26 protein-coding genes are annotated in these 24,577 nt (G+C 60.4%); 5 read left to right on the forward strand and 21 right to left on the reverse strand.

Features of this window, described 5'->3' with window-relative positions:
* Window positions 1-448: 448 nt before the first annotated feature.
* Genes AB5Y95_RS11305 through AB5Y95_RS11330 form a run of 6 tightly spaced genes read right to left on the reverse strand, consistent with a single transcriptional unit; the run spans window position 449 to window position 5,279 of the window.
* On the reverse strand, window positions 449-1,627 hold the full coding sequence (locus AB5Y95_RS11305) for a hypothetical protein (RefSeq protein ID WP_368161066.1): 1,179 nt from the start codon (window positions 1,625-1,627) through the stop codon (window positions 449-451).
* 2 nt (window positions 1,628-1,629) lie between these two features.
* On the reverse strand, window positions 1,630-2,292 hold the full coding sequence (locus AB5Y95_RS11310) for an energy transducer TonB (protein ID WP_017766612.1): 663 nt from the start codon (window positions 2,290-2,292) through the stop codon (window positions 1,630-1,632).
* Complete coding sequence (locus tag AB5Y95_RS11315) at window positions 2,289-2,690, reverse strand: biopolymer transporter ExbD (RefSeq protein WP_010635580.1); 402 nt, start codon at window positions 2,688-2,690, stop codon at window positions 2,289-2,291. Before AB5Y95_RS11315 ends, AB5Y95_RS11310 begins: the two co-directional genes overlap by 4 nt.
* Window positions 2,687-3,217 (reverse strand): MotA/TolQ/ExbB proton channel family protein, encoded by a 531-nt coding sequence (locus AB5Y95_RS11320; protein WP_005307253.1) that lies wholly within the window; start codon window positions 3,215-3,217, stop codon window positions 2,687-2,689. Before AB5Y95_RS11320 ends, AB5Y95_RS11315 begins: the two co-directional genes overlap by 4 nt.
* Window positions 3,214-4,521 carry a MotA/TolQ/ExbB proton channel family protein gene (locus AB5Y95_RS11325; RefSeq protein ID WP_206866170.1) on the reverse strand — a complete coding sequence of 436 codons (1,308 nt, stop codon included), beginning with the start codon at window positions 4,519-4,521 and terminating at the stop codon, window positions 3,214-3,216. The genes AB5Y95_RS11320 and AB5Y95_RS11325 overlap by 4 nt, the downstream gene beginning before the upstream one ends.
* Window positions 4,518-5,279, reverse strand: a complete 762-nt coding sequence (locus AB5Y95_RS11330; protein WP_017766614.1) for a DUF3450 domain-containing protein — start codon at window positions 5,277-5,279, stop codon at window positions 4,518-4,520. Before AB5Y95_RS11330 ends, AB5Y95_RS11325 begins: the two co-directional genes overlap by 4 nt.
* Before the next feature lie 209 nt (window positions 5,280-5,488).
* Here AB5Y95_RS11330 and AB5Y95_RS11335 point away from each other — a divergent pair, with 209 nt between their 5' ends.
* The gene (locus tag AB5Y95_RS11335; RefSeq protein ID WP_016352388.1) at window positions 5,489-6,265 is read left to right on the forward strand and encodes a LuxR family transcriptional regulator; all 777 of its coding nucleotides are present in this window, start codon (window positions 5,489-5,491) and stop codon (window positions 6,263-6,265) included.
* 69 nt (window positions 6,266-6,334) lie between these two features.
* On the opposite strand, the gene glmS is transcribed toward AB5Y95_RS11335, so the two are convergent.
* Both glmS and AB5Y95_RS11345 read right to left on the reverse strand, forming a co-directional pair.
* Window positions 6,335-8,167 carry a glutamine--fructose-6-phosphate transaminase (isomerizing) gene (gene glmS, locus AB5Y95_RS11340; protein ID WP_017785154.1) on the reverse strand — a complete coding sequence of 611 codons (1,833 nt, stop codon included), beginning with the start codon at window positions 8,165-8,167 and terminating at the stop codon, window positions 6,335-6,337.
* A gap of 51 nt (window positions 8,168-8,218) precedes the next feature.
* Entirely contained in the window at window positions 8,219-8,992 is a 774-nt protein-coding gene (locus AB5Y95_RS11345; RefSeq protein WP_005307234.1) for a DeoR/GlpR family DNA-binding transcription regulator, read from the reverse strand.
* Window positions 8,993-9,114: 122 nt separating this feature from the next.
* On the opposite strand from AB5Y95_RS11345, the gene blrA reads away from it, so the two are divergent.
* The 4 genes from blrA (at window position 9,115) to creD (ending at window position 13,594) form a co-directional block, all read left to right on the forward strand.
* Window positions 9,115-9,789, forward strand: coding sequence for a beta-lactam response regulator transcription factor BlrA (gene blrA, locus AB5Y95_RS11350; protein WP_368161069.1), 675 nt, complete (start codon window positions 9,115-9,117; stop codon window positions 9,787-9,789).
* 34 nt (window positions 9,790-9,823) lie between these two features.
* Entirely contained in the window at window positions 9,824-11,245 is a 1,422-nt protein-coding gene (gene blrB, locus AB5Y95_RS11355) for a beta-lactam sensor histidine kinase BlrB (protein ID WP_368161071.1), read from the forward strand.
* A 75-nt stretch (window positions 11,246-11,320) separates the two neighbouring features.
* Window positions 11,321-12,115: an OXA-12 family class D beta-lactamase gene (blaOXA, locus tag AB5Y95_RS11360; protein WP_368161073.1), complete on the forward strand. Its 795-nt coding sequence runs from the start codon at window positions 11,321-11,323 to the stop codon at window positions 12,113-12,115.
* Window positions 12,116-12,232: 117 nt separating this feature from the next.
* Window positions 12,233-13,594: a cell envelope integrity protein CreD gene (gene creD, locus AB5Y95_RS11365; protein WP_368161075.1), complete on the forward strand. Its 1,362-nt coding sequence runs from the start codon at window positions 12,233-12,235 to the stop codon at window positions 13,592-13,594.
* A gap of 50 nt (window positions 13,595-13,644) precedes the next feature.
* Here the strand turns inward: creD and glmU are convergent, their stop codons facing one another.
* The 13 genes from glmU to rsmG all read right to left on the reverse strand — a co-directional run bounded on the left by glmU (window position 13,645) and on the right by rsmG (window position 24,566).
* Window positions 13,645-15,006 (reverse strand): bifunctional UDP-N-acetylglucosamine diphosphorylase/glucosamine-1-phosphate N-acetyltransferase GlmU, encoded by a 1,362-nt coding sequence (glmU, locus tag AB5Y95_RS11370; protein WP_017787835.1) that lies wholly within the window; start codon window positions 15,004-15,006, stop codon window positions 13,645-13,647.
* A 93-nt stretch (window positions 15,007-15,099) separates the two neighbouring features.
* Window positions 15,100-15,528 carry a F0F1 ATP synthase subunit epsilon gene (locus AB5Y95_RS11375; protein WP_005307217.1) on the reverse strand — a complete coding sequence of 143 codons (429 nt, stop codon included), beginning with the start codon at window positions 15,526-15,528 and terminating at the stop codon, window positions 15,100-15,102.
* Window positions 15,529-15,546: 18 nt separating this feature from the next.
* A complete protein-coding gene (atpD, locus tag AB5Y95_RS11380; protein ID WP_005307215.1) occupies window positions 15,547-16,935 on the reverse strand; it encodes a F0F1 ATP synthase subunit beta in 1,389 nt (462 codons plus the stop codon).
* Between the two features lie 33 nt (window positions 16,936-16,968).
* Window positions 16,969-17,835, reverse strand: a complete 867-nt coding sequence (gene atpG, locus AB5Y95_RS11385; protein WP_005307212.1) for a F0F1 ATP synthase subunit gamma — start codon at window positions 17,833-17,835, stop codon at window positions 16,969-16,971.
* A gap of 43 nt (window positions 17,836-17,878) precedes the next feature.
* A complete protein-coding gene (gene atpA / locus AB5Y95_RS11390) occupies window positions 17,879-19,420 on the reverse strand; it encodes a F0F1 ATP synthase subunit alpha (RefSeq protein ID WP_005307210.1) in 1,542 nt (513 codons plus the stop codon).
* Between the two features lie 15 nt (window positions 19,421-19,435).
* On the reverse strand, window positions 19,436-19,969 hold the full coding sequence (gene atpH / locus AB5Y95_RS11395) for a F0F1 ATP synthase subunit delta (RefSeq protein ID WP_005307208.1): 534 nt from the start codon (window positions 19,967-19,969) through the stop codon (window positions 19,436-19,438).
* Window positions 19,970-19,982: 13 nt separating this feature from the next.
* Window positions 19,983-20,453 carry a F0F1 ATP synthase subunit B gene (gene atpF, locus AB5Y95_RS11400; RefSeq protein WP_005307207.1) on the reverse strand — a complete coding sequence of 157 codons (471 nt, stop codon included), beginning with the start codon at window positions 20,451-20,453 and terminating at the stop codon, window positions 19,983-19,985.
* A 52-nt stretch (window positions 20,454-20,505) separates the two neighbouring features.
* Entirely contained in the window at window positions 20,506-20,748 is a 243-nt protein-coding gene (atpE, locus tag AB5Y95_RS11405) for a F0F1 ATP synthase subunit C (RefSeq protein ID WP_005307205.1), read from the reverse strand.
* Window positions 20,749-20,806: 58 nt separating this feature from the next.
* A complete protein-coding gene (atpB, locus tag AB5Y95_RS11410; RefSeq protein ID WP_005307200.1) occupies window positions 20,807-21,589 on the reverse strand; it encodes a F0F1 ATP synthase subunit A in 783 nt (260 codons plus the stop codon).
* 8 nt (window positions 21,590-21,597) lie between these two features.
* Window positions 21,598-22,008, reverse strand: coding sequence for an ATP synthase subunit I (locus AB5Y95_RS11415; protein WP_010635593.1), 411 nt, complete (start codon window positions 22,006-22,008; stop codon window positions 21,598-21,600).
* A 190-nt stretch (window positions 22,009-22,198) separates the two neighbouring features.
* The gene (locus AB5Y95_RS11420) at window positions 22,199-23,113 is read right to left on the reverse strand and encodes a ParB/RepB/Spo0J family partition protein (protein WP_010635594.1); all 915 of its coding nucleotides are present in this window, start codon (window positions 23,111-23,113) and stop codon (window positions 22,199-22,201) included.
* Window positions 23,110-23,913: a ParA family protein gene (locus AB5Y95_RS11425; protein ID WP_368161079.1), complete on the reverse strand. Its 804-nt coding sequence runs from the start codon at window positions 23,911-23,913 to the stop codon at window positions 23,110-23,112. The genes AB5Y95_RS11420 and AB5Y95_RS11425 overlap by 4 nt, the downstream gene beginning before the upstream one ends.
* A gap of 26 nt (window positions 23,914-23,939) precedes the next feature.
* Window positions 23,940-24,566 carry a 16S rRNA (guanine(527)-N(7))-methyltransferase RsmG gene (gene rsmG / locus AB5Y95_RS11430; RefSeq protein WP_368161080.1) on the reverse strand — a complete coding sequence of 209 codons (627 nt, stop codon included), beginning with the start codon at window positions 24,564-24,566 and terminating at the stop codon, window positions 23,940-23,942.
* Between the last annotated feature and the right edge of the window lie 11 nt (window positions 24,567-24,577).

The raw sequence follows: 24,577 nt of genomic DNA on the forward strand, positions 1-24,577 counted from the left end.
CCAGCGTTCAATCTGAGCCATGATCAAACTCTTCAATTTAAGTTTGGTTGCCAATTAAGGCGGCTCAATGAATTGCTGAATTAACTGCTGCAACTAAAAGTTGCTTTGGTCACTTCATCAGACATTGAAAATCAAAAATTGTTTTTGATGCTCGATGCTGTGAGTGCCCACACAGATTGCTTGATTCAAATTGTTAAAGAGCGTGGCGCTTGTCGCGCTGAGGTGGCATATAATACCTTCCCCACTTCGAAAGTCAAGCGCTTGTTTTCGCTTTTCTTTCGGCGCTGGCTTCACGAGGAAGCTAGCTCATCAGGTTGGCGTGTTCTGCCGTGCTGGTGAGGGCGCATTATAGGGAGGCGCGTCGCGATGACAAGGGCTTTTTGCAAAAATGCGTTCGTTTGCTGAAAAAGCAGACTAAAGCCCTCTAATCACAGGTTTCCGCCCAGTTTCACGCCGCTTTTTTGCTCAACTCTTCGCTTTGAGCCTGGATATAGTTGACCCAGCTGGTCGCCCGCTGCTGCCAGTTGCCCTGCTGCTGCAGTTCACGGGCCAGCACCAGCGCCTCGGCATACTGCTCCTTATTAAGGTGTGCTTGCACCAGCAGTGCCTTGGCCCTGTTGCCTTGCTCCCCTTTCACCGACTTGATGGCCGCGAGCTGGGTCATGGCGGCATCTGTTTTGCCTTGTTGCAACAGCAGCTCGGCGGCGCGCATGGCCGCCTTGGGATGAGTATGCTCACGGGCGAGCAGTTGCCAGCTGTCGACAGCCTTCGGCCACTCGCGCGCCCCTTCCCACAACTGGGCCAGCAGCTGACGGTTCTCAGCGCTTTGCTTCATCTGTCCCTTCACCATGGCAGCTTCCAGCAGGCGGGCGCCGCGATAGGGCAGTCCCTGCCAGGCATAAAGACGGATCAGCTGGTTGCGGGTGGCGGCATCATCCATCAGCTGACGGTCGATGGCGGTTTGCAGCAGTGCCAGCGCCTGATCGCCGCGCTTGGCGGAGAGGTTGAGCGACACCGCCTGTTGCCACCACTTGCTCTCTTTCGGCTCATGACGGATCAGCTCTTCGGCCTGATCGGCGGCCACTGTGTAGCGCTGCAGCGCGGTGAGAGCGGAGAGGCGGATGATGGCTGCCTGCTTCTGCCAGCTCTTCTTCAACAGCTGTTCACTCTGGCTGGCCGCCTCACCGTACTGCTTGTTGTGGTAATAGAGGCCGGCCAGACGCAGGCGCAAAGCATCATCAGCCTTGATGGCCAACGCGGCCTTGTAGCTGGCGATGGCGCCGGTCCAGTTGGATTGCTGGGCCTGGATGTCGCCGCGCAGCCGCAGCAGTTGCAGCTGTTGCTGCTCGGGCCACTCTTTATAGGCCAGAGCCTGCTCCACGTAACGGCTTGCCTGCGCGGTCTGCTGCAGGTTGGCAGCCAGGGACGCCTGCAGTTGGGCCAGCCAGGCGCGCTCAGCATCGCTATTTGGTTTGAGGCCGGATGCCTTGCTCTGGGCCTGTTGCCACTGGCCGGACTGATAGAGCTTCATCACGGGCTCCAGCTGGCGGGAGAAAAGAGGGCTCACCTCCATCGCCAGACAGGCTTGGCTGACCAGGGCCAGCACACAGATCCAGATCCGCAACATAGTTATGACTCCAGTTTGAATTTGAGCGTGATGACTTGCACCAGCTTGTCGGTGGCGCCGGGTCTCGGCTGATAGCGCCACTTGTTGATCGCCTGAATGGCCGCCCGCTCGAACTGACGCTTCGGCTTGGCCTCGACCACTTCCACATCCTGTACCCGACCGTCGGCATCGACGCTGAAACGTAAGGTCACCGACCCTTCGATGCCGGCCTGCTGGGCCCGATAGGGATAGACTGGCTCGATCCGCTGCAATGGCATCAGCATGTCGCCGGCGCCGATCCCGGCACCTTGCTGCTGGCCATGGAAGTTGCCGCTCGCGACCGGGTTGGGACTGGTCGCAACGCCAGGGGCATAGACCTGCACCGCGCTGAGGCTGGAGACCAGATCCAGGCTCGGCTGCACCGAGGGCAGCGGGGCCGCCGCCGGCATAGGCAGCGGCGTCGAGGCCAGCGCGGCAGGCGGCTCCGGCAAGGGTTCCGGCTCCTGGGGTACCGGGCGCTCACGCACCTGCACCTCGGTCACCTCGTTCTGCATGTTGATGACGATGGATTTCTGCTCGGCGCTCGCCTTCTCCCCTCTGGGCGGCTCCACCAGGGTGGCCATGAACAACAGGATCCCCAGACTGAGGGCAATCCCCAGTCCCAGGCTCATCAGCTTGTATTTCATTTCGGTGCCACCGCCACGGCGATGTTGGCGATGCCCGCCGCCTTGGCCTCATCCATCACCCGCACCACCTTGCCGTGGGGAACCCGCTCGTCGGCCTGGATCACCAGGCTGGCATCGGGCTGTTCCGCCAGCAGGCGGGCGACGCTGGCCTGAACTCGCTCCACGTCGATCTGCTTGCGGTCGAGGAATATCTGCCCTTGGGGACCGATCGCCAGCATGATGCTGGAGGACTTCTGCGCCTTGGCCTGGCTGGCCTGGGGCCTGTGCACCTCGAGCCCGGCTTCGCGCACAAAGGAGGTGGTGACAATAAAGAAGATCAGCATGATGAACACGATATCCAGCATGGGGGTCATGTCGATCTGCACTTCGTCGCGCTGGCGTTTGGATTGCCGTCTCATTGCATTACCTTCTCTTCTCGCAGGCCGTCCCGGGTCTTGGCCAGCGCACGCTTGGCCTGGCTCTCGAGCCGGCTGAGTAACAACACGCCGGAGAGAGCGACCACCATGCCAGCCATGGTGGGGATGGTGGCACGGGAGATCCCGCCCGCCATGCTCTCCGGGTTAAAGCGGTTGGCCGCGGCCAACGCATCGAATACGCCTATCATGCCGGTCACGGTACCCAGCAGCCCCAGCATGGGGCAGAGCACCACCAGGGTGCGGATGAAGATCAGATGACGGTTGAGCTCAAGCTCGGCCTCGGCCAGCCAGCGCCCGCGAATCGCCCGAGCGTGCCAGCTGTGACGCTCGCTGCGGGCCTGCCAGCGGCCGAGCAGCTGGCGCTGCAGCGGGGCAAACCCCAGGTTGAGGTAGAGCAGCCGCTCGATCATCAGAATCCACATCAGCACCAGCAGGGCCAGAATGACCCAGAGCACCGGGCCGCCACGGCCCATGAAGCTCTGCAGCTGTTGCCAGATGTCGAGCATCATGCCGCCCGCTCCATCCCGTCACGGTTGCTTTCGGCCCGCTCGGCCAAAATGCCGGCCACCTGCTGCTCCAGCACGTTGGAGAGCTCGGTGAAGCGGGACTGCAGCAGGCTGTGGGCCAGGATCAGCGGAATGGCCGCGACCAGACCCTGTACCGTGGTGACCAGCGCCATGGAGATGCCGCCCGCCATGATCTTGGGATCGCCGGTGCCGAACTGGGTGATGGCCTGGAAAGTGCCGATCATCCCGGTCACGGTGCCGAGCAGCCCCAGCATGGGGGCAATGGCCGCGATCACCTTGACCATGCCGATGCCGCGCTCCATGCGAGGGGTCTCCTGCAGGATCGCCTCATCGAGACGCAGTTCGAGGGTCTCCATGCTCAGCTCGGGATGCTTGTCCGCCACCGTCAGCACCCGGCCGAGGGCGTTGTCGGCATGATATTCACCGCTCTTGAGCTGGCGACGAACCCGACCCAGTTCACGGGAAAGGCTCCACAGCCGCACCCCGGCGATCCCCAGGCCGATGGCGGCCAGCAGCACTATGATGGCGCCGACCTGGCCGCCCTGCTGGACTTGCTGCCAGAAGGTAGGGGCTTGCGCCAGCATTGCCAGCAGGGTGCCGTGGGAGGGATCCAGCGGCAGCGTTTCTCCTTCCTGGCCTTGATAGGCGGCCGCGGCGGAGAGCACGTTGCCGGGCAGGCCCAGCACCGGGCTCAGGCCTTCGGCAGTGGGTTGCAGGAACCCCTGCTCGCCAAACAGCGCGAAGCTGCCGACCCGGGTCAGTGGCTGCTCGCTGGCCGCCCCCTGGGCATCCAGCACCTTGCCATTGAACTGGGCAACCCGGCCCGACTCGCGGATCTCCTGCAGCAGGGTGGCAGGCAGCAGGGCGAGGGCGACGCGATCCGGTACCTGCTTCTCCTGTGCCATCGCCTTGAGCGGCGCGAGGCGCTCGGGGTACTGACCCTCGACCGCGGATTCACTCAGCAGCTTGACCGCATCGCTGGCCCCCTGGCGGGTGACCGCAAAGATCTCGTTCATGTCGCCGGAGGCCTGCTCCCACTGGGCATTGAGTTCGACCAGCTGCTTCTCATTGGTGGCGAACTGGCTGGCCAGCTCCTTGCTCAGGCGCTGGGCCTCGGCCAGCTTGGCGCGGGCACTGTTCAGCTCCTTGGAGACGGACGCCAGATCCTGCTGTGCCTGCTGTTCACGGACCTGTTCCTGCTGCTGCCAGGCTTCGTCGGCCACGGCGGCAGTGGTGCCCAGAGAGAGGGCGAGGGCGAGGGGGAACCACTTCATGGTGACGCTCATGACTGGGCCTCCTGACCACGGCTGACGGAAAGGGGGACATTCAGCAACTGGGGAACCTTCTTGTCGGCGGCCATCTCCAGCGCCTCGGCGACGGGGGAGAGCCACTGGCTGTCGAGGGGCTGCCACTGCTTGTTCTGCGCGGACCAGCGCCACGCCTGGGAACGATCGGCGGTCATCGCCAACAGGGAGACCCGGCCCACCGCCAGCACGTCGACCCGGCGCGGCGCGCCGTCCAGCACCAGTTCGGCGGCATAACTGTCGAGCCGGCTGCCATATTCCGCTTCGATCTGGTAGGCCTGCAGCAGCTGGCGGAACTTCTCCGCTTCGCTCACGTCAGCCCTGGCCAGAGTGGCTTTCAACTGTTCAACTCGCGCCAGGCGATCTTCCTTGCGCAGCGGAATGTCATTTTGTACCAGCTGCTCCAGATCGGCCTGCATCTGCAGCATCAGCGGGATCAGGCCCTGCCGGGTCTCCTGTACCGCTTCCAGTTGCTGACTCAGCTTGCCCAGCTCATTTTGCTGATCGGCCACCAGAGACTGCATGTAGCGGTTGTAGGCTTCCAGATCGCGCAGTTGCAACTGCGCATTCTGCAGCTCCAGCCTGGCGGCAACGGCCGCATCGGCGGCTTTCTCCACGCGCTGCTGGGAGGCTTTCCCGGCAGCTATGCTGTTTTTCAGTGCCGGCGCGACCAGCTCGTCGGCGCCGGCAGCGAAGTGGACTGACAGTGGCAACAAGGCCAAACCCCAAAACTTGTTCATGATATAAATCTTAACAATGATAACTATTCTCATTGTCTCAGAGTGGAGGGTCAGTGGCAATCAGATGATTTTGTTGGCCTTCGGCTGAAAAAACAGGATAATTTTTAAGCAAGCACGGGAGTCACTGGCGTTGTTCGTCACAACACCAAATTAATAAATAAAAAATATCTTTTCGATCAATGTGATAGAGATCGAAAAAGGAGAAGTTCATGTTCAACGATGCGATCTGGGAACATATCGATCGGTTCACCAAGGCCAAGAAGACCAGCGATATCCAGCAGCAGCTGGAGCGCTTCAGTCACCAGATGGGCTTTGATTACTTTCGTTTGCTGATTATTTTCCCCATCAGCATGCAGAAATCCCATGTGGCGTTGTTCAACAACTGCCCCACCAGCTGGTTCGATGCCTACTCGGAACGGCACTACCTGACCCAGGATCCGGTCGTCTTCCTGGGACTGAAGCAGACCCAGCCCATCTTCTGGAACAAGCTCGACTGCGACTCCCCCTGGCTGCCCAGCGCCAGCCGGGAGGTGATGAACCTGGCCGCCGACTTCGGGGTGAGAAACGGCGTCTCCTTCCCGCTGCACACGCCGCAGGGGGAACACGGCATTCTCTCCTTCATCAGCAAGGAGAAGTCCAATTCCGATCTGATGTTTGAAAACGTTCCCTTGCTGTCGTTCTGCGCCAGCTACATCTTCAACTCGGCGCTGCAGTTGATAAAGAGCAGGCCGGACCTGATGAAGTACCTGACCGAGCTGTCCGATCGGGAGAAGGAGTGCCTGTTCTGGGCCAGCGAGGGCAAGACCTCCTGGGAGATCGCCACCATCCTCGGCATCAGCGAGCGGACCGTGAACTTCCACCTCAATCAGGTCACCAACAAGACCGACTCGAAGAACCGCAACCAGGCGATCGCCAAGAGCATCTCCAGCGGCATCATAGTGCCTTCGCTGGACGACGTGACCATCACCAACCTGCGGTTGTCGTGACGCCAGCCCGGCAGCACAGCCAATAAAAAAGAGCCGCAATGCGGCTCTTTTTTCATTTCCGGCGACGGCTTATTCCACCGTGACGGATTTCGCCAGGTTGCGCGGCTGATCCACGTCGGTGCCCTTGATGAGGGCAACATGGTAGGAGAGCAACTGCAGCGGCACGGTATAGACGATCGGCGCGATCACCTCTTCCACGTGGTTCAGGCTCATCACCCGCATGGTCTCGTCGCTCTTGAAGCCGGTATCGGCATCGGCGAACACGTAGAGGATACCGCCACGGGCACGCACCTCTTCCACGTTGGACTTGAGCTTCTCCAGCAGATCGTTGTTCGGCGCCACCACTATGATGGGCATCTCGGCATCGATCAGCGCCAGCGGGCCGTGCTTCAACTCACCGGCGGCATAGGCCTCGGCGTGGATGTAGGAGATCTCTTTCAGCTTGAGTGCCCCTTCCATGGCGATGGGGTACTGGCTGCCGCGACCCAGGAACAGGCTGTGGTGCTTGTCGGCAAACTCTTCGGCCAGGGCCTCGATATCCTTGGCCAGCGCCAGGCTCTCCTTGATGCGCAGCGGCAGGGCCTGCAGCGCCTTGACCAGCTCGGCTTCGGCGGCGGTGCTCAGGTGGCCGCGGCAACGACCGATGGAGGCCACCAGCATCAGCAGACCGGCCAGCTGGGTGGTGAACGCCTTGGTAGAGGCCACTCCAATTTCAGCCCCCGCTCGGGTCATAAAGGCCAGATCCGATTCGCGCACCAGGGAGGAGCCCGGCACGTTGCAGATGGCCAGCGAGCTCATGTAGCCGGACTCCTTGGCCAGGCGCAAGGCGGCCAGGGTATCGGCGGTCTCGCCACTCTGGGAGAGGGTCACCAGCAGGCTGTTGGGGCGCACCACCGACTTGCGATAGCGGAATTCGGAGGCGATCTCCACGTCGCAGGAGACGCCGGCGATCTCTTCGAACCAGTAGCGAGCCACCATGCCGGAGTGATAGGAGGTGCCGCAGGCGACGATCTGCACGTGATCGACCTTGTCGAAGATGGCGCGCGCACCGTTGCCGAACGACTCGACCACCACGTGATCACCACCCAGACGCCCTTCCAGGGTGTTGGTGATGGCCTTGGGTTGCTCGTGGATCTCTTTGAGCATGTAGTGGCGATACTCGCCTTTGTCACCGGCGTCGTGGGAGAGTTCGGACTCCTGCTCTTCACGCACCACGGCCTCGCCGTGGGTATCGAAGATGTGCACGTCGCGACGGGTCACTTCGGCCACGTCACCCTCTTCCAGGAAGATGAAGCGGCGGGTCACGGGCAGCAGCGCCATCTGGTCGGAAGCGATGAAGTTCTCGCCGATGCCGCGGCCGATCACCAGCGGGGAGCCGGAACGGGCCACCACCACGCGGCTGTCGTCACGGCTGTCCATCACCACGGTGCCGTAGGCGCCGCGCAGCTGCTTCACCGCGACCTGCATGGCAGCCAGCAGGCTGGGGGCGGATTTCAGCTCGTGGTGCACCAGGTGGGCGATCACCTCGGTGTCGGTGTCGGAGCTGAACACATAGCCCAGCGCCTTCAACTCTTCCCGCAGCTCTTCATGGTTCTCGATGATGCCGTTGTGCACCACCACGATATGCTCGGAGACGTGAGGGTGGGCATTGCGCTCGGACGGTTCGCCGTGAGTGGCCCAGCGGGTGTGGGCGATGCCGGTACCGCCATGCACGGACTGCTCGTCCAGCGCCTTGGCCAGCTCGGCCACCTTGCCGAGGCGACGCACCCGCTGCAGCGGCTGACTGGCGCTGAACACGGCCACACCGGCCGAGTCGTAGCCGCGATATTCCAGACGGCGCAGACCCTCTACCAGAATTTCAGCCACATCACGTTGGGCGACGGCCCCGACGATGCCACACATACACTTCTCCTTAAGACGCTATTGATTCGGTTGGATAATCATTTGTTCAGGTCAGACTGCCACGGGGGCGCAGATCAGCTGGATCCCCTTGGCCTGAATTCGTTCTCTGGCCGAGATAGCCAGCCCCTCGTCGGTCACCAGGGTATGGATGCTGGACCAGGGCAGTTCGAGATTGGGGATCTTGCGGCCGATCTTCTCCGACTCCACCATGACGATGACCTCCCGCGACACCTCGGCCATCACCCGGGACAGCCCCACCAGCTCATTGAAGGTGGTGGTACCGCGTTCCGGATCGATGCCGTCGGCGCCGATGAACAGCTGGTCGAAGTCATAGGAGCGCAGCACCTGCTCCGCCACCTGACCCTGGAAGGATTCGGAGTGGGGGTCCCATGTGCCTCCCGTCATTAACAGGGTAGGCTCGTTTTCCAGCTCGCGCAGGGCACCGGCCACATTGAGGGAGTTGGTCATCACGATGAGACCGCGCTTGTTGCCGAGCAGCGGGATCATGGCGCTGGTAGTGGTGCCGCTGTCGATGATGACGCGGTTGTGATCGCGGATCCGTTCGGCCGCAGCCTTGGCGATAGCCAGCTTTCGTTTCGAAACTTGCTCTGGATTGCCGTCCACCACCATCTCGCTGGGCAGGGGCACGGCGCCACCGTAACGACGCAGCAACAGGCCACCGGTCTCCAGCACGGCCAGATCTTTGCGAATGGTCACCTCGGAGGTGGAGAAGTGCTTGGCCAGGGCATCGACGCTCACTTCACCCTGCTCCTGCACCAGGCTCACTATGGTGTGACGGCGCTGCTGAGTATTACGTTTGGTCATCTTAAAGTTTCGATTCGAAAGAATGTCGAAATATTAATGCCTTTTCTGGAAAAATCAAACGGCAAATAGGATCCGATATGGTTCGATGCCAGAATGGGGGGCTGATTTGCGACGAGGATGCCATGCAAAAACGAACCATCTGGCTGGTAGAAGATGAAGCCAGCATCGCCGACACCCTGATCTATGCCCTGCAAACCGACGGTTTCGAGGTGGAGTGGTTTTCCCTCGGCCAGCCGTTGCTGGCGCGACTTGCCCAGTCGCGCCCCGACTTCCTGATCCTGGATGTGGGGTTGCCGGACATCAGCGGCTTCGAGCTGTGCAAGGAGGTACGAGCCCGCTGCGACGTCCCCCTGATGTTCCTCACTGCCCGCAGCGAAGAGATAGACCGCCTGATTGGACTGGAGATTGGCGCCGACGACTATGTGGCCAAGCCCTTCTCGCCCCGCGAGGTGTGCGCCAGGGTACGGGTCATCCTGCGCCGCAGCCAGCTAGCCGCCCCCCAGCCGAGCCAGACACTCACCCTGGACGAGGAGCGGGCCCGCATCAGCTTTCACGGCCAGCCGCTGGCGCTCACCCGCTACGAATACCTGCTGCTCAAGACCCTGATGCTGACGCCGGGCCGGGTCTACTCCCGCCAGCAGCTGATGGATCTGGTGTGGAGCGGGGCGGAAGAGAGCCTAGATCGCACCGTCGACACCCACATCAAAACCATCCGCGCCAAGCTGCGAGAGCGGGATCCGGACGCCAACCTGATCCTGACCCACCGCGGATTGGGTTACAGCCTGGAGCAGGCATGAACAGAGGGTTGCCGGGTCACGGTCGGGGGATGACATGAGAATCGGACTGCAACTGCTGTGCGGGCTGGTGCTGATCTTTGCGCTGGCCGCCTGGTTCGTGCTGGAGATCTTCGTCGAGGAGATCAAACCCGGGGTGCGCAGCGCTACCGAAGATACCCTGGTAGACATGGCCCAGATGCTGGCCCCGCTGGCGCTGGATGACCTGCAGGAGGGGAAGATGGCCGACGGCCGGCTGGCCAGCGCCTTCGCCCGCCTCAACCAGAGCCCCATCAACGCCCTCATCGACGGCCACCTCAAGCAGCAGGCGGAGTACCGCATCTATGTGGTCGATCGCTGGGGCAAGGTGGTTTACGACTCGGACGGGGTGGATCTGGGCAAGGACTACTCGCGCTGGAACGACGTCTACCTGACCCTGCGCGGCGAATACGGCGCCCGCAGCACCCGCAGCGATCCCGACGATCCCACCAGCTCGGTGATGCACGTCGCCGCCCCGCTGCGGGAGGGGGACGACATCCTCGGCTCCCTCACCGTCGCCAAACCCAACCGCACCCTGCTGCCCATGATAGAACGCAGCGAGCACCAGCTGCTGCAGGGGGCTGCCCTGCTGCTGTTCATCTCGCTGCTGATCGGCGCCCTGCTGGTGTGGTGGCTCAACCGCGCCATCGGCAAGCTGGTGCACTATGCCGATGCGGTCAGCCAGGGCCAACCCGCCACTCTGCCACGCCTCTACAGCCCGGAGCTGGATCGGCTCGGCCGCTCCCTGGAAACCATGCGCCGCCAGCTGGACGGCAAGGCCTACATCGAAGCCTATGTGCACAGCCTGACCCACGAGCTCAAGAGCCCGCTGGCCGCCATTCGCGGGGCAGGGGAAATACTGACCGAGGCGCCGCCGCTGGACATCGCAAAGCGCTTTATCGGCAACATCAATCTGGAGACGGCCCGCATGCAGCAACTGATCGAGCGGATGCTGCAGCTGGCCAAACTGGAGTCGGGGCAGGGGCTGGACAGACAGGCGGTCGAGCCGGCCAGACTGGGCAGACGGGCGCTCGACGCCCGCCAGATCCTGGCCCAGCGCCGCCAGATCACCCTGCACGCCGAGCTGGGGGAAACCCAGAAACAGAAGTGGGACCCGCTGCTGGTGGAGCAGGCCCTCGGCAACCTACTGGACAACGCTCTCGACTTCTCCCCCGTCGGCAGCACCCTCAGGCTGAGCGGCACCATGGAGGAGGGGGGTTACTGCTTCCGGGTGCGGGATCAGGGACCCGGCATTCCGGCCTACGCCCTGCCGCGCATCTTCGAGCGCTTCTACTCCCTGCCCAGACCCGACAAAGGCAAGAGCAGCGGCCTCGGGCTCAGCTTCGCCATGGAGGTGGCGCGCCAGCACGGCGGCCGGCTGACCCTCACCAACCAGGCTGACGGCGGAGTGCTGGCCGAGCTCTGGTTGCCAGCGGGCTGACACTTCACACTGGGCACATAAAGCGGCGCTATGCTGGTGTTTTCCCAGCGAACTTTATGTGCTCAAGGAGCTCCCATGTCCCGCCTTCTGTTATCCGGCCTGCTCGGCGCAGGCCTGCTGTTTTCGCTGCCGGCCAACGCCGCCACCGGCTGCTTTCTCTATGCCGACGGCAACGGCCAGACCCTCTCCAGCGAAGGGGATTGTTCAAGCCAGTTGCCACCCGCGTCCACCTTCAAGATTCCGCTGGCGCTGATGGGTTATGACAGCGGCTTTCTGGTAGACGAAGAGCACCCGGCGCTGCCCTTCAAACCGGGTTACGACGACTGGCTGCCCGCCTGGCGGGAGACCACCACCCCGCGCCGTTGGGAAACCTACTCGGTGGTCTGGTTCTCCCAGCAGATCACCGAATGGCTGGGGATGGAGCGCTTCCAGCAGTACGTCGACCGTTTTGACTACGGCAACCGGGATCTCTCCGGCAATCCTGGCAAAAACGATGGTCTGACCCAGGCCTGGCTCAGTGCCAGCCTTGCCATCAGCCCACAGGAGCAGGCCCGCTTCCTCGGCAAGATGGTGAGCGGCAAGCTGCCGGTGTCGGCGCAGACCCTGCAGTACACCGCCAACATCCTCAAGGTGAGCGAGATCGACGGCTGGCAGATCCACGGCAAGACCGGCATGGGCTACCCGAAGAAACTGGATGGCAGCCTCAACCGGGAGCAGCAGATCGGCTGGTTCGTCGGCTGGGCCAGCAAGCCGGGCAAGCAGCTCATCTTCGTCCATACCGTGGTGCAGAAACCCGGCAAGCAGTTCGCCTCGCTCAAGGCCAAGGAAGAGGTGCTGGCCGCCCTGCCGGCCAAGCTGAAAACCCTGTGATACCCAGACCGGCGCCAGGCGCCGGTTTTTTTATCCCCCTTCACCCCCGCTTCACACAGCCCCATCTCTGCTTCACCCACGACTGTCACACTCGCGCCATCAACAAGGAGACGTGTCATGGTCAAACAGATATTCAGCCACAAGATCTTTCTGCTGCTGTTGCTCAGCCTGCTGCTGATGGTGCCGGTGCAATCCATCATGGAGCTGAACCGGGAGCGCCAGACCTATCGCAGCCAGGCCATCCACAGCATCATGGCCAGCAGCAGCGGTCCGCAGCGACTGCTGGGGCCGGTCGTGGTGCAGCCTTATACCCGCACAATCACGGTGGAGCAGGATGGCAAGCGCTTCGAGCGCAAACTGCAGCTCTATCGCTACCTGCTGCCGGAACAGCTGGATGTGCAGGCCAGCATGGAAGTGACCCCGCGCAAGCTAGGCATCTACCAGGCCCAGGTCTATCACACCCGGCTCTCCCTCTCCGGGCGACTGCCTGCCGAACTGAACGGTAAAACCCTGATCAGCGGCGAACCGGATCTGACCGTCGATGGGGCCGATCCCGCCCTGGTGGCAGGCAAACCCTATCTGAGCCTGGTGCTGTCCGATGCCCGCGGCATCAACCGGGTACCCGAGCTGCAACTGGGGGAGCAGCGCATCCCGTTCGCCCCCGGCGCCTTGCTGGGTGACGGACTGGCCGGCATCCATGCACCGCTCGCCACCCTGCCGGGGGAGGGTGGCGCCTTTCACATCGAACTGGACCTGCAGGGGATGAACCAGCTGGAAGTGGTACCTCTCGGCCAGGACAGCAGGCTCAACCTCGCCAGCAACTGGCCCCACCCCAACTTCATCGGAGACTTTCTGCCGGGCAGCCGCACCCTTACCGCCAGCGGTTTCGAGGCCAGCTGGCAGAGCAGCTGGTTTGCCACCGACATGGAGAGCCGTTTCAACCGGATGATGAAGGGCACCAGCGGCGATCTGCCCGCCTTCAGCGTCAGCCTGGTGCAGCCGGTGGATCACTATCAGCAGAACGAGCGGGCCGCCAAGTATGCGCTGCTGTTCATCGGCCTCACCTTCCTCAGCTTCTTCATGTTCGAGCTGCTCAAGGGATTGCGGGTGCACCCGATCCAGTACGCGCTGGTGGGCATGGGGCTGGCCATCTTCTATCTGGTGCTGCTGGCACTGACCGAACACCTCGGCTTTGCCTGGGCCTATCTGATTGCCGCCCTGGCCAGCGTGACCCTCAACGGCTTCTACCTCAGCCATGTGCTTGGTGGCCCCAAACAGGGGCTCGGCTTCGCGGCCCTGCTCGGGCTGGTCTACGCCATTCTGTTCGGCTTGCTGCAGGCCGAGGAGATAGCCCTGCTGCTCGGCGCCCTGCTGCTGTTCGCCATCCTGGCGCTGGTCATGGTGCTGACCCGCAAGCTGGACTGGTATCGGGTGATGAGGAACGCCCCGATGCCCCCCGCCAGCGGGCAGGAAAACTGAAAACAAAACCGGCGCCATCAGGCGCCGGTTTGCATTTCATTGATCGGGTATCACTTCTTCTTGATCGGGCGCGCCCAGTTCTGGATATGGCGCTGGGGCACCCGGGTGATCACCAGCTCGTTCTCGGCCACGTCCTTGGTGATGGTGGAGCCGGCCCCCAGGGTCGCCCCCTTGCCGATGCGCACCGGCGCCACCAGCTGGGTGTCGGAGCCGACGAAGACGTCGTCCTCGATGATGGTCTGGAACTTGTTGACCCCGTCGTAGTTGCAGGTGATTGTGCCGGCACCGATGTTCACCTTGGCACCCACCTCGGCATCTCCCAGATAGGTCAGGTGACCGCACTTGGAGCCAACCCCCAGCCGGGCCTTCTTCATCTCGACGAAATTGCCGACGTGGGCATCCTGCTCCAGTACAGCACCCGGGCGCAGGCGGGTAAAGGGACCGACCGAGCACTGATCGGCGATTTGCGCGCCTTCGATGACGGAGTAGGGTTTCACCTCGGTGTGATCGCCGATCACGCAATCCTTCAGCACGCTGCCGGCCCCGATGCGGACGTGGTTGCCCAGCACCACCTTGCCTTCGATGATGACGTTGACGTCGATCACCACCTCTTCCCCGATCTCCAGGGAGCCGCGCAGATCGAAGCGGGCCGGGTCGATCAGGGTGGCACCGGCGATCATCAGCTTCTCGGCCTGCATCTGCTGATAGCTGCGCTCGAGCTGGGCCAGCTGCACCCGGTTGTTGGCCCCTTCCACCTCCATGGCGCTGTCCGGGTGAACCGCGGCGATGGGGCAGTTGTCGGCGTGGGCCATGGCAATGACGTCGGTCAGATAGAACTCGCCCTGGGCATTCTTGTTGTCCAGACGGGAGAGCCAGCTGCGCAGCTGGCCACCGTTGGCCACCAGCACGCCGGTGTTCACTTCGCGGATGGCGAGCTGCTCGGCGTTGGCATCCTTCTGCTCGACGATGCCGACTACCTGGCCATTGCTGCGCACGATACGGCCATAACCGGTCGGGTTGTCCAGCACCACGGTCAGCAGCGCCATGCCATCGCTTGCCTTGGCGGCCAGCAGCCGCTGCAGGGTCTCAGGCTGGATCAGCGGGGTGTCGCCGTACAGCACCAGCACGTCGTCTTCATCGTTCCAGAACGGGATGGCCTGGGCCACCGCATGACCGGTTCCCAGTTGCTGGGCCTGCAGCACCCAGTTCAGGTCGGATGCCTGGATCCGCTCCTTCAGCAGTTCGGCACCGTGGCCATAGACCAGGTGCAGCTGCTCGGCCCCCACCTGGCGGGCGGTATCGATCACATGGGAGACCATGGGCTTGTTGGCGACCGGGTGCAGTACCTTGGGCAGGGAGGAACGCATACGGGTACCTTTACCCGCAGCAAGGATCACGACATTGAGAGACATAGCTAGCCTTTGAGACAGGTGGAAATGCTGGGCGGAGTCTATCCAACGAGTAAAAAAAAAGCGACCCGCAGGTCGCTTTTTACCTCACCGTTATTAACGGTAATTCTTTTTGACGATATCGATGACCCGCAGTTGAGCCATCGCCTTGGCCAGCTCGGTGGCGGCCTGGGCGTAGTCGATATCACCATGGGAGCTGTGGATCCGCTCTTCCGCCGCGCGTTTGGCTTCCTGGGCTTTCGCCTCATCCAAATCGTCGGCACGAATCGCGGTGTCCGCCAGCACGGTCACGGCTTCGGGTTGCACTTCCAGCATGCCGCCGGAGATGTACAGCACCTCTTCAGTTCCGTTCTGCTTCACCAAGCGGACCAGGCCCGGCTTGATGGCAGTCAGCAACGGAGCATGACCGTGGCGGAGACCCAGCTCACCTTCGGAGCCTGATACCTGAGCGGACTGCACGCGACCGGAAAACAGTTTTCCTTCGGCGCTCACCACATCCAGGTGAAAGGAGATCATCTCAGCCATGGGCCCTCCTATCGAGGCTTACAGTTTCTTGGCTTTCTCGACAACTTCGTCGATGCTGCCAACCATGTAAAACGCCTGCTCCGGCAGATCGTCGTACTCGCCTTTCAGGATGCCCTGGAAACCACGGATGGTCTCTTTCAGCGGCACGTATTTACCCGGAGAACCGGTAAACACTTCGGCCACGAAGAACGGCTGGGACAGGAAACGCTCGATCTTACGGGCACGGGCTACGGTCAGTTTGTCTTCTTCTGACAGTTCATCCATACCCAGGATGGCGATGATGTCCTTCAGCTCCTTGTAGCGCTGCAGCACGGTCTGAACGCCACGAGCAGTCTCGTAGTGCTCCTTGCCAACCACCAGCGGATCCAGCTGACGGGAGGTGGAGTCCAGCGGGTCAACGGCCGGGTAGATACCCAGTGCCGCGATCTGACGGGACAGTACCACGGTCGCATCCAGGTGGGCGAAGGTGGTCGCCGGAGACGGGTCGGTCAAGTCATCCGCAGGCACGTAAACGGCCTGTACGGAGGTGATGGAACCGGTCTTGGTGGAGGTGATGCGCTCCTGCAGAACACCCATCTCCTCGGCCAGGGTCGGCTGGTAACCTACTGCAGAGGGCATACGGCCCAGCAGTGCGGATACTTCGGTACCGGCCAGGGTGTAACGGTAGATGTTGTCCACGAAGAACAGCACGTCACGACCTTCGTCACGGAACTTCTCGGCCATGGTCAGGCCGGTCAGCGCCACGCGCAGACGGTTTCCGGGCGGCTCGTTCATCTGACCGTAAACCAGAGATACTTTATCCAGTACGTTGGACTCCATCATCTCGTGGTAGAAGTCGTTACCCTCACGGGTACGTTCACCTACACCGGCGAACACGGAGTAACCGCTGTGCTCGATCGCGATGTTACGGATCAGCTCCATCATGTTTACGGTCTTGCCTACACCGGCACCACCGAACAGACCAACCTTACCACCCTTGGCGAACGGGCATACCAGGTCGATAACCTTGATACCGGTCTCCAGCAGGTCGTTGCTGTTGGACTGATCTTCGTAGCTGGGAGCCGCGCGGTGGATGGACCAACGCTCTTCTTCACCGATCGGACCCTTTTCGTCGATCGGATCGCCCAGTACGTTCATGATCCGACCCAGAGTCGATACACCGACCGGCACCTGGATGGATTTACCGCTATTCACTACTTCCAACCCACGACGCAGACCGTCGGAGGAGCCCATGGTGATGCAACGAACGACGCCGCCACCGATCTGTTGCTGAACTTCCAGCACCAGACCCTGGCCTTGACCTTCGCTGACAACCTTCAGTGCATCGTACACCTGGGGCACGGCATCTTGCGGGAACTCGATGTCCACCACAGCGCCGATGATTTGGACGATGAAACCGTTACTCATGTCAAATCCTCTAAACCTTTGATAACCCTTGCCTTACACCGCAGCAGCACCGGACACGATCTCTGTCAGTTCCTGGGTAATACTGGCCTGACGGGCCTTGTTGTATACCAGTTGCAGATCGTTAATCAGGTTACCGGCGTTGTCAGTCGCGGCTTGCATGGCAACCATTCGGGCTGCCTGTTCACTTGCCAAGTTTTCCACTACCCCCTGGTAGACCTGGGATTCGACGTAGCGAATCAGCAGGGTATCCAGCAGTTGCTTGGGATCCGGCTCATAGAGGTAATCCCAGTGGTGTTTCTTGGCGAGCTTGCTGTCTTCAGTTACGGGCAAAGGCAGCAGTTGATCGACTCGTGGTTGCTGAACCATGGTGTTGACGAACTTGTTGTACACCAGATACAGCCTGTCAATCTCACCGTTGTCGTAAGCCTTCAGCATGACCTTGACTGAACCAATCAGGTCATTGACGCTCGGGTTATCGCCCAGTCCTGCGACGTGAGCTTTCACCTTGGCGCCGTGCCGTTCAAAGAAGTTGGAGGCCTTGTTGCCGATCAGAGCCAGGTCAACCTTGGCTCCTTTCGCGCTCCATTGCTTCATGTCATTGAGGGCAGCCTTGAACAGGTTGATGTTCAGACCACCACACAGGCCACGGTCGGTGGAGACGACGATGTAACCCACTCGCTTGACCTCACGTTCGATGAGGTAGGGGTGCTTGTATTCCAGGTTCCCCTGAGCGATATGGCCGATCACCTTGCGCATGGTTTCAGCGTACGGACGGCTGGCAGACATGCGATCTTGCGCACGGCGCATCTTGCTTGCTGCCACCATTTCCATAGCGCCGGTGATCTTCTGAGTGTTTTTCACACTCGCGATCTTGTTACGTATCTCTTTTGCGCCGGCCATCTCTTACTCTCCATCAGGTGGCAGCTCGCGCTGCCACACACGCTTACCAGGTCTGGGTTGCCTTGAAGTTGTCCAGCAACGCAGTCAGCTTGCCAACGATCGCGTCGTTGTAGTCGGCCTTGGCATTGATTTCAGCCATCAGCTCGGCATGCTGGGTATTGGCGTAAGAGAGCAGAGCGGCTTCGAAGTCGACGATCTTGTTCAGCTCGACATCGGAGAGATAGCCTTTTTCCGCGGCGAACAGCACCAGAGACTGGTGAGCCACGCTCAGCGGAGAGTACTGCTTCTGCTTCATCAGCTCGGTCACTTTCTGACCGTGGTCCAGCTGCTTGCGGGTCGCATCGTCCAGGTCGGAAGAGAACTGGGCGAATGCAGCCAGTTCGCGATACTGGGCCAGCGCGGTACGGATACCACCGGACAGCTTCTTGACGATCTTGGTCTGAGCGGCACCACCTACACGGGATACGGAGATACCCGGGTCAACGGCCGGACGGATACCGGAGTTGAACAGTTGTGAAGTCAGGAAGATCTGGCCATCGGTGATGGAGATCACGTTGGTCGGAACGAACGCGGATACGTCACCAGCCTGGGTTTCGATGATCGGCAGGGCGGTCAGAGAACCGGTCTGGCCTTTCACTTCACCGTTGGTGAACTTCTCTACGTACTCGGCGTTGACGCGAGCAGCACGCTCCAGCAGACGGGAGTGCAGATAGAAAACGTCGCCCGGGTAGGCTTCGCGTCCTGGCGGACGGCGCAGCAGCAGGGAGATCTGGCGATAAGCTACGGCCTGCTTGGACAGGTCATCATAGATGATCAGCGCGTCTTCACCGCGGTCACGGAAGTACTCACCCATGGAGCAGCCGGCATACGGAGCCAGGTACTGCAGGGCAGCCGCTTCGGAGGCAGAGGCAACCACCACGATGGTGTTGGCCAGGGCGCCGTGCTCTTCCAGCTTGCGTACCACGTTGGCGATGGTGGAGGCCTTCTGGCCGATCGCAACGTAGACACACTTAATGCCGGAGTCTTTCTGGTTGATGATGGTGTCGATGGCGATGGCAGTCTTACCCACCTGACGGTCACCGATGATCAGCTCACGCTGGCCACGACCGATAGGGATCATGGCATCGATGGCTTTCAGACCGGTCTGGACCGGCTGGTCAACAGACTTACGCTCGATAACGCCCGGTGCAATCACTTCGATCGGCGAGAAGCCGTCGTTGTCGATTGGACCTTTACCGTCGATCGGCTGACCCAGGGTGTTCAACACCCGGCCCAACAGACCACGACCGACCGGCACTTCCAGAATACGGCCAGTCCCTTTTACTTTCATTCCTTCTGACAGACCGTCATAGGAACCCATGATCACCGCACCGACGGAGTCACGCTCCAGGTTCAATGCCAGAGCGTAGCGGTTGCCCGGCAGCTCGATCATCTCACCTTGCATGGCATCGGCCAGGCCGTGAATACGAATGATACCGTCGCTCACAGAGACGATGGTACCTTCGTTACGCGCTTCGCTCTTTACATCAAACTGCGCAATGCGCTGCTTGATCAGCTCGGCGATTTCAGTGGAATTCAGTTGCATGCTCTAATACCCCAATCAAGATTGCAGCGCGTCAGCCATGCGATCCAGCTTACCGCGGACCGTGCCGTCGATAACCAGGTCACCGGCCTTGATGAGCACCCCGGCCATCAAGGACGCATCCATGCTGCAATTCAGCTTCACTTTGCGCGCGAGACGTTGTTCCAGAGAAGCCTGAATATTGGCTTTCTGCTGGTCGGTCAGTTCGATCGCCGAAATCACGTCAGCCTGAACTTCTTTATCCAGTTCAGCCTTGAACGCGACGAATTCGGCAACGACCGCCGGCAGCACACCCAAGCGACCATTCTCGGCCATCACCCGGATCAGGTTCTGACCATGCTCGTCGAGTTGCTCACCACAGATGCCGACAAACAACTTTGCCAGCTCTTCGGCAGCCACAGAGCCGTTTACCAGGTTGTGGATGGTCTCGTTCTCCGCTACTTGTGCAGCGAAGCCGAGCATCCCCAGCCACTGGTCAACCGCCTTGTGCTCAACGGCAAACTCGAAAGCAGCCTTGGCGTAGGGGCGAGCGATTGTAGTCAGTTCAGACATAGCCCCGTTCCCGTTACAGTTCTGCTACCAGCTTGTCGACGATGTCGCTGTTGGCAGCCTGGTCGATTTGGCGCGCCAGGATCTTCTCTGCACCAGCAATGGCAAGAGCAGCAACCTGCTTACGCAGTTCTTCTTTGGCACGATGACGTTCAGCTTCAATCTCGGCACGGCCCTGAGCCAGGATTTTTTCCCGCTCAGATTGGGCACCGGCAGCAGCTTCATCAATGATCTGGGCCTTGCGTTTGTTGGCCTGTTCAATGATTTCTGCAGCCTGGAGCTTGGCTTCTTTCAGCTGATCGGTGGCGTTGGCCTTGGCCAAATCCAGATCTTTCTTGGCACGCTCGGCAGAAGAGAGGCCGTCAGCAATGGTTTTCTGACGGGCTTCGATGGCAGCCATCAGCGGCGGCCACACGTACTTCATGCAAAACACTACGAAGAAGAAAAAAGCAACTGCTTGGCCGAGGAGGGTGGCGTTGATATTCACAGCCTGTGTCCTCTTAGTTAGTTAATGGGTTATGTCCGGAGGTCGCTATGACTTAGCCGGCAACCGCAAACATCACGTACAGACCCAGACCAACGGCGATCATCGGGATCGCATCCACCAGACCCATCACGATGAAGAACTGGGTACGCAGAACAGGGATCAGGTCCGGTTGACGAGCTGCACCTTCCAGGAATTTGCCACCCAGGATACCGATACCGATGGAAGCGCCGATAGCCGCCAGACCCATCATCATTGCAGCAGCGATGTACAGCAGGTCCATGTTCAAGTTTTCCATGAGGATCTCCATTTATTTAGATGTAATTGATTGTATAAAAAGGATTATTTGAGTTGCATCAACCATGGTCTTCTTGAGCCATCGACAGATAGACGATGGTCAGCACCATGAAGATAAACGCCTGCAAAGTGATGATCAGGATGTGGAAAATTGCCCAAGGCACGGACAGGATCCACTGAGACCACCAGGGTAGCAAACCCGCAATCAGGATAAAGATCAGTTCGCCAGCATACATGTTGCCGAACAGTCGAAGACCCAGAGAAACAGGTTTGGAAATCAGCGTAACAGTTTCCAGGATGAGGTTAACCGGGATGGCCGCCGGGTGGTTGAAAGGCTGAAGCGTCAGCTCCTTCACAAACCCGCCGATACCCTTGACCTTGATGCTGTAGTACAGGATCAAGAAGAACACGCCCAAAGCCATGGACATGGTGATGTTAACGTCAGCAGAGGGAACCACACGCAGATAGGGAACACCCATCAACTGTGCAGCGTGGGGGATAAAGTCAACGGGGATCAGATCCATCAGGTTCATCAGGAAGATCCACACAAACACCGTCAGGGCCAAAGGTGCGATGACCTTGTTGCGACCGTGAAAGATGTCCTTGACGTTACCACTCACAAACTCGACCAGCATCTCCACAAAGCACTGCAGTTTACCGGGCACACCACTGGTAGCGTTGACGGCTACGCGGCGGAACAACCAGATAAACAGAGCGCCCAACAGAACAGAAAATATCATTGAGTCGACATTGACTGTCCAGAACCCAGACCCGACTTGCAGATGGGTCAGATGGTGGGAGATATATCCCTGAGGAGTCAGGACTTCTCCGGTTGCAGACATGAGTTTTCCTAATAGTGGTTGTTAAGCGTGAATGAGACTATCCACTGTACAACGAGGGCGAGGATATAAGTGGCAAAGAACGAGACGGTATCGACCTCGATCCCGGCGCCAAACATCAGGGCGAAAAGTCCTGTTGTAGTAATGAGCTTAATCCCTGCCCCACCATAAAAGTCCCGCAGAACCAGGCCCACGCTCTCTTTCGTCACCTTGCGGCGCAGAACCCAGAGCGTGAACAGGGCTTGAGGAACCCAGTACATGCTCCCCCCGTAGAGAGAGGAGCGTCCGGCAAACGCACCGGCCTGGTAAAACCAGACGGTACTGATCGCCAGGATCAGGACGAGCTGACAAACGAGCATAGCCAAGGCCAGCGTTAAACCTTCCAAGGCTATTTTCTGCTTCACCAACCTACCCCTGAACATTACAGAACTGTAAAAAATCGGGATCCGAAGACCCCGCGTTTACAGCCCAAAAAGCCGGTCAAATTATACCCTTGAAGACAGCTATTGCAACATGGCAAAAATCCTTAATTTTTGCGGCTTTCCGCACAGAATTAAGGTTATGTTCATATCAAAAGGAATGGATGTTTTATTACTACAAAAAGCGTAAAAATCACGATTCTGACAGGCCAAAATAGCTCAATACCCGGTCCAAATCCGCCAAGTTCTCGTAACTAATTACTAACTTGCCGCTATCCTGTTTTCCCGGCTGAAGTTGCACCTGATTGCCAATTTTTTCTGAGATCTGGCGCTCGAGATAACCAAACTGGGGATCGCGGACGGGCTCGACCCTGGCTTTTGCCGGTTCAAGCGCCTTTTGCACCAATTTCTCGGTATCTCGCACTGTCAGCCCCTTCTGGGCCACCAGTTTGGCCAGTTCGGACTGGGCCTGGCCGCTCAGGGCCAGCAGGGCACGGGCATGGCCCATGTCGAGGTCACCGTGCTCGACGAAGCGCTTCACGTCGTCGTTGAGCTGGTTGAGGCGCAGCAGGTTGGTCACCGTGGTGCGGGACTTGCCCACCGCATCGGCCACCTGCTGGTGGGTCAGTTCGAATTCGGTCAGCAGCCGCTGCAGGGCGACCGCCTCCTCGATGGCGTTGAGGTCCTCACGCTGGATGTTCTCGATGAGCGCGATGGCGACGGCAGCCTCGTCAGGCACGTCCTTGACCAGGCAGGGCACCACCTCGAGGCGGGCCAGCTGGGAGGCGCGCCAGCGCCGCTCACCGGCGATGATTTCGAAGGATTGCTCGCCGAGGGGGCGTACCACGATGGGCTGGATCACCCCCTGGGCACGGATGGAGTTGGCCAGCTCTTCCAGCGCATCCTGCGACATGTCCTTGCGCGGCTGGTACTTGCCGGACTGCAACCACTCCACCGGCAGCTTGCGCAGTTCGCCCTGGTTGGTCGGGGTCGGGGCCATGGCCTGCTCGGTGCGCTGATCGCTCATCACCTGCTTCTGGCGCGCGGCCGTGCTGGTGCTGAGCAGAGCGTCCAGCCCCTTGCCCAGCCCACGTTTTTTCGGCGTCATATGCTGTCTCGGTCTGCGATGGTCACCTGACGCTCCTGCTCCTGGCGACGCAGGATCTCGCCAGCCAGAGCCAGATAGGCCTTGGCGCCCACCGATGATTTGTCATAGTGCATGGCCGGGGCGCCGAAACTCGGTGCCTCCGCCAGTCTTACGTTGCGGGGAATGATGGTGCGATAGACCTTGTCCCCGAAGTGCTGTTTAAGCTGATCGGACACATCATTGGCCAGCCGGTTGCGGTGATCGAACATGGTGCGCAGCACCCCTTCGATCTTCAGATCCGGATTGACCACGGCTGCCAGCTTGCTGATGGTGTCCACCAGGGCGGTCAGCCCTTCCAGCGCATAGTATTCGCACTGCATGGGCACCAGCACGGAGTCGGCGGCGGCCATGGCGTTGACGGTCAGCATGTTGAGAGAAGGCGGGCAGTCGATGAAGACGTAGTCGTACTTGTCCCGCACCGCGGCCAGCGCGTTGCGCAGGCGGATCTCGCGGGCGAAGAACTCCATCAGACGAATTTCGGCCGCGGTCACGTCGGCGTTGGCGGCGATCAGGTGATAACCCCCGGAGGTTTCGGGGATGATCACCTCGCCGATGAGGGCGTCCTCGATCAGCAGCTCATAGGCGGTGCGCTCGACTTCGTACTTGTCGACACCGCTGCCCATGGTGGCATTGCCCTGCGGATCCAGATCGATCACCAGCACCTTGCGGCGGGTAGCGGCCATGGAGGCGGCCAGATTCACACAGGTGGTGGTTTTACCCACTCCACCCTTCTGGTTGGCTATGGCGATGACTTTTCCCACACTGTCCCCTAAATGAAACTGCGACCCTATTCGGGCTGGATATGTTTGAATTCCAGCAGATGACGTTCGCCTTCCAGCTCCGGCACCACCAGTTGATGGGAGGCGACCAGACGGATGTTGGCGGGCAACTGGGCCAGCTCCTGCTCGGGATATTGTCCCTTGAGCGCGAGGAAGCTGCCCTGGGCCGACGGCAGATGGTGACACCAGCCCAGCATGTCCTCCAGTGAGGCGAAGGCCCGGCTCAGCACGCCGTCAAATCCCACCTCGGGCTGATACTCCTCGACCCGGGATTTGACGGGAGTCACGTTGATCAAGCCCAGCTCCAGGATCACCTGGCGGATGAAGTTGATCCGCTTGCCCAGACTGTCCAGCAGCACGAACTGCTTGTCCGGATTGATGATCGCCAGCGGCAGTCCGGGCAGCCCCGGGCCAGTGCCCACATCGATGAAGCGCTCACCGTGCAGGTGCCGGCTCACCACCAGGCTGTCGAGGATATGCTTGACCAGCATGGCGTCCGGATCTCGTACCGAGGTGAGATTGTAAGCCTTGTTCCACTTGTGCAGCAACTCGACAAGCCGAACCAACTGGGTCTTTTGGGTCTCGGTGATAACAATTCCGGCCTGCATGAGCAGGCCGTTCAATCTTTCCAGCATGTTTTGCAACG

Source organism: Aeromonas sp. R5-3 (assembly GCF_040908225.1).
GTDB lineage: Bacteria > Pseudomonadota > Gammaproteobacteria > Enterobacterales > Aeromonadaceae > Aeromonas > Aeromonas dhakensis.

What these genes read in the sequence shown, in the direction of transcription:
- AB5Y95_RS11305 (WP_368161066.1), bottom strand. Translation starts at nt 1,627, where the DNA reads ATGTTGCGGATCTGGATCTGTGTGCTGGCCCTGGTCAGCCAAGCCTGT.
- AB5Y95_RS11310 (WP_017766612.1), bottom strand. Translation starts at nt 2,292, where the DNA reads ATGAAATACAAGCTGATGAGCCTGGGACTGGGGATTGCCCTCAGTCTG.
- AB5Y95_RS11315 (WP_010635580.1), bottom strand. Translation starts at nt 2,690, where the DNA reads ATGAGACGGCAATCCAAACGCCAGCGCGACGAAGTGCAGATCGACATG.
- AB5Y95_RS11320 (WP_005307253.1), bottom strand. Translation starts at nt 3,217, where the DNA reads ATGATGCTCGACATCTGGCAACAGCTGCAGAGCTTCATGGGCCGTGGC.
- AB5Y95_RS11325 (WP_206866170.1), bottom strand. Translation starts at nt 4,521, where the DNA reads ATGAGCGTCACCATGAAGTGGTTCCCCCTCGCCCTCGCCCTCTCTCTG.
- AB5Y95_RS11330 (WP_017766614.1), bottom strand. Translation starts at nt 5,279, where the DNA reads ATGAACAAGTTTTGGGGTTTGGCCTTGTTGCCACTGTCAGTCCACTTC.
- AB5Y95_RS11335 (WP_016352388.1), top strand. Translation starts at nt 5,489, where the DNA reads ATGTTCAACGATGCGATCTGGGAACATATCGATCGGTTCACCAAGGCC.
- glmS (WP_017785154.1), bottom strand. Translation starts at nt 8,167, where the DNA reads ATGTGTGGCATCGTCGGGGCCGTCGCCCAACGTGATGTGGCTGAAATT.
- AB5Y95_RS11345 (WP_005307234.1), bottom strand. Translation starts at nt 8,992, where the DNA reads ATGACCAAACGTAATACTCAGCAGCGCCGTCACACCATAGTGAGCCTG.
- blrA (WP_368161069.1), top strand. Translation starts at nt 9,115, where the DNA reads ATGCAAAAACGAACCATCTGGCTGGTAGAAGATGAAGCCAGCATCGCC.
- blrB (WP_368161071.1), top strand. Translation starts at nt 9,824, where the DNA reads ATGAGAATCGGACTGCAACTGCTGTGCGGGCTGGTGCTGATCTTTGCG.
- blaOXA (WP_368161073.1), top strand. Translation starts at nt 11,321, where the DNA reads ATGTCCCGCCTTCTGTTATCCGGCCTGCTCGGCGCAGGCCTGCTGTTT.
- creD (WP_368161075.1), top strand. Translation starts at nt 12,233, where the DNA reads ATGGTCAAACAGATATTCAGCCACAAGATCTTTCTGCTGCTGTTGCTC.
- glmU (WP_017787835.1), bottom strand. Translation starts at nt 15,006, where the DNA reads ATGTCTCTCAATGTCGTGATCCTTGCTGCGGGTAAAGGTACCCGTATG.
- AB5Y95_RS11375 (WP_005307217.1), bottom strand. Translation starts at nt 15,528, where the DNA reads ATGGCTGAGATGATCTCCTTTCACCTGGATGTGGTGAGCGCCGAAGGA.
- atpD (WP_005307215.1), bottom strand. Translation starts at nt 16,935, where the DNA reads ATGAGTAACGGTTTCATCGTCCAAATCATCGGCGCTGTGGTGGACATC.
- atpG (WP_005307212.1), bottom strand. Translation starts at nt 17,835, where the DNA reads ATGGCCGGCGCAAAAGAGATACGTAACAAGATCGCGAGTGTGAAAAAC.
- atpA (WP_005307210.1), bottom strand. Translation starts at nt 19,420, where the DNA reads ATGCAACTGAATTCCACTGAAATCGCCGAGCTGATCAAGCAGCGCATT.
- atpH (WP_005307208.1), bottom strand. Translation starts at nt 19,969, where the DNA reads ATGTCTGAACTGACTACAATCGCTCGCCCCTACGCCAAGGCTGCTTTC.
- atpE (WP_005307205.1), bottom strand. Translation starts at nt 20,748, where the DNA reads ATGGAAAACTTGAACATGGACCTGCTGTACATCGCTGCTGCAATGATG.
- atpB (WP_005307200.1), bottom strand. Translation starts at nt 21,589, where the DNA reads ATGTCTGCAACCGGAGAAGTCCTGACTCCTCAGGGATATATCTCCCAC.
- AB5Y95_RS11415 (WP_010635593.1), bottom strand. Translation starts at nt 22,008, where the DNA reads ATGTTCAGGGGTAGGTTGGTGAAGCAGAAAATAGCCTTGGAAGGTTTA.
- AB5Y95_RS11420 (WP_010635594.1), bottom strand. Translation starts at nt 23,113, where the DNA reads ATGACGCCGAAAAAACGTGGGCTGGGCAAGGGGCTGGACGCTCTGCTC.
- rsmG (WP_368161080.1), bottom strand. Translation starts at nt 24,566, where the DNA reads ATGCTGGAAAGATTGAACGGCCTGCTCATGCAGGCCGGAATTGTTATC.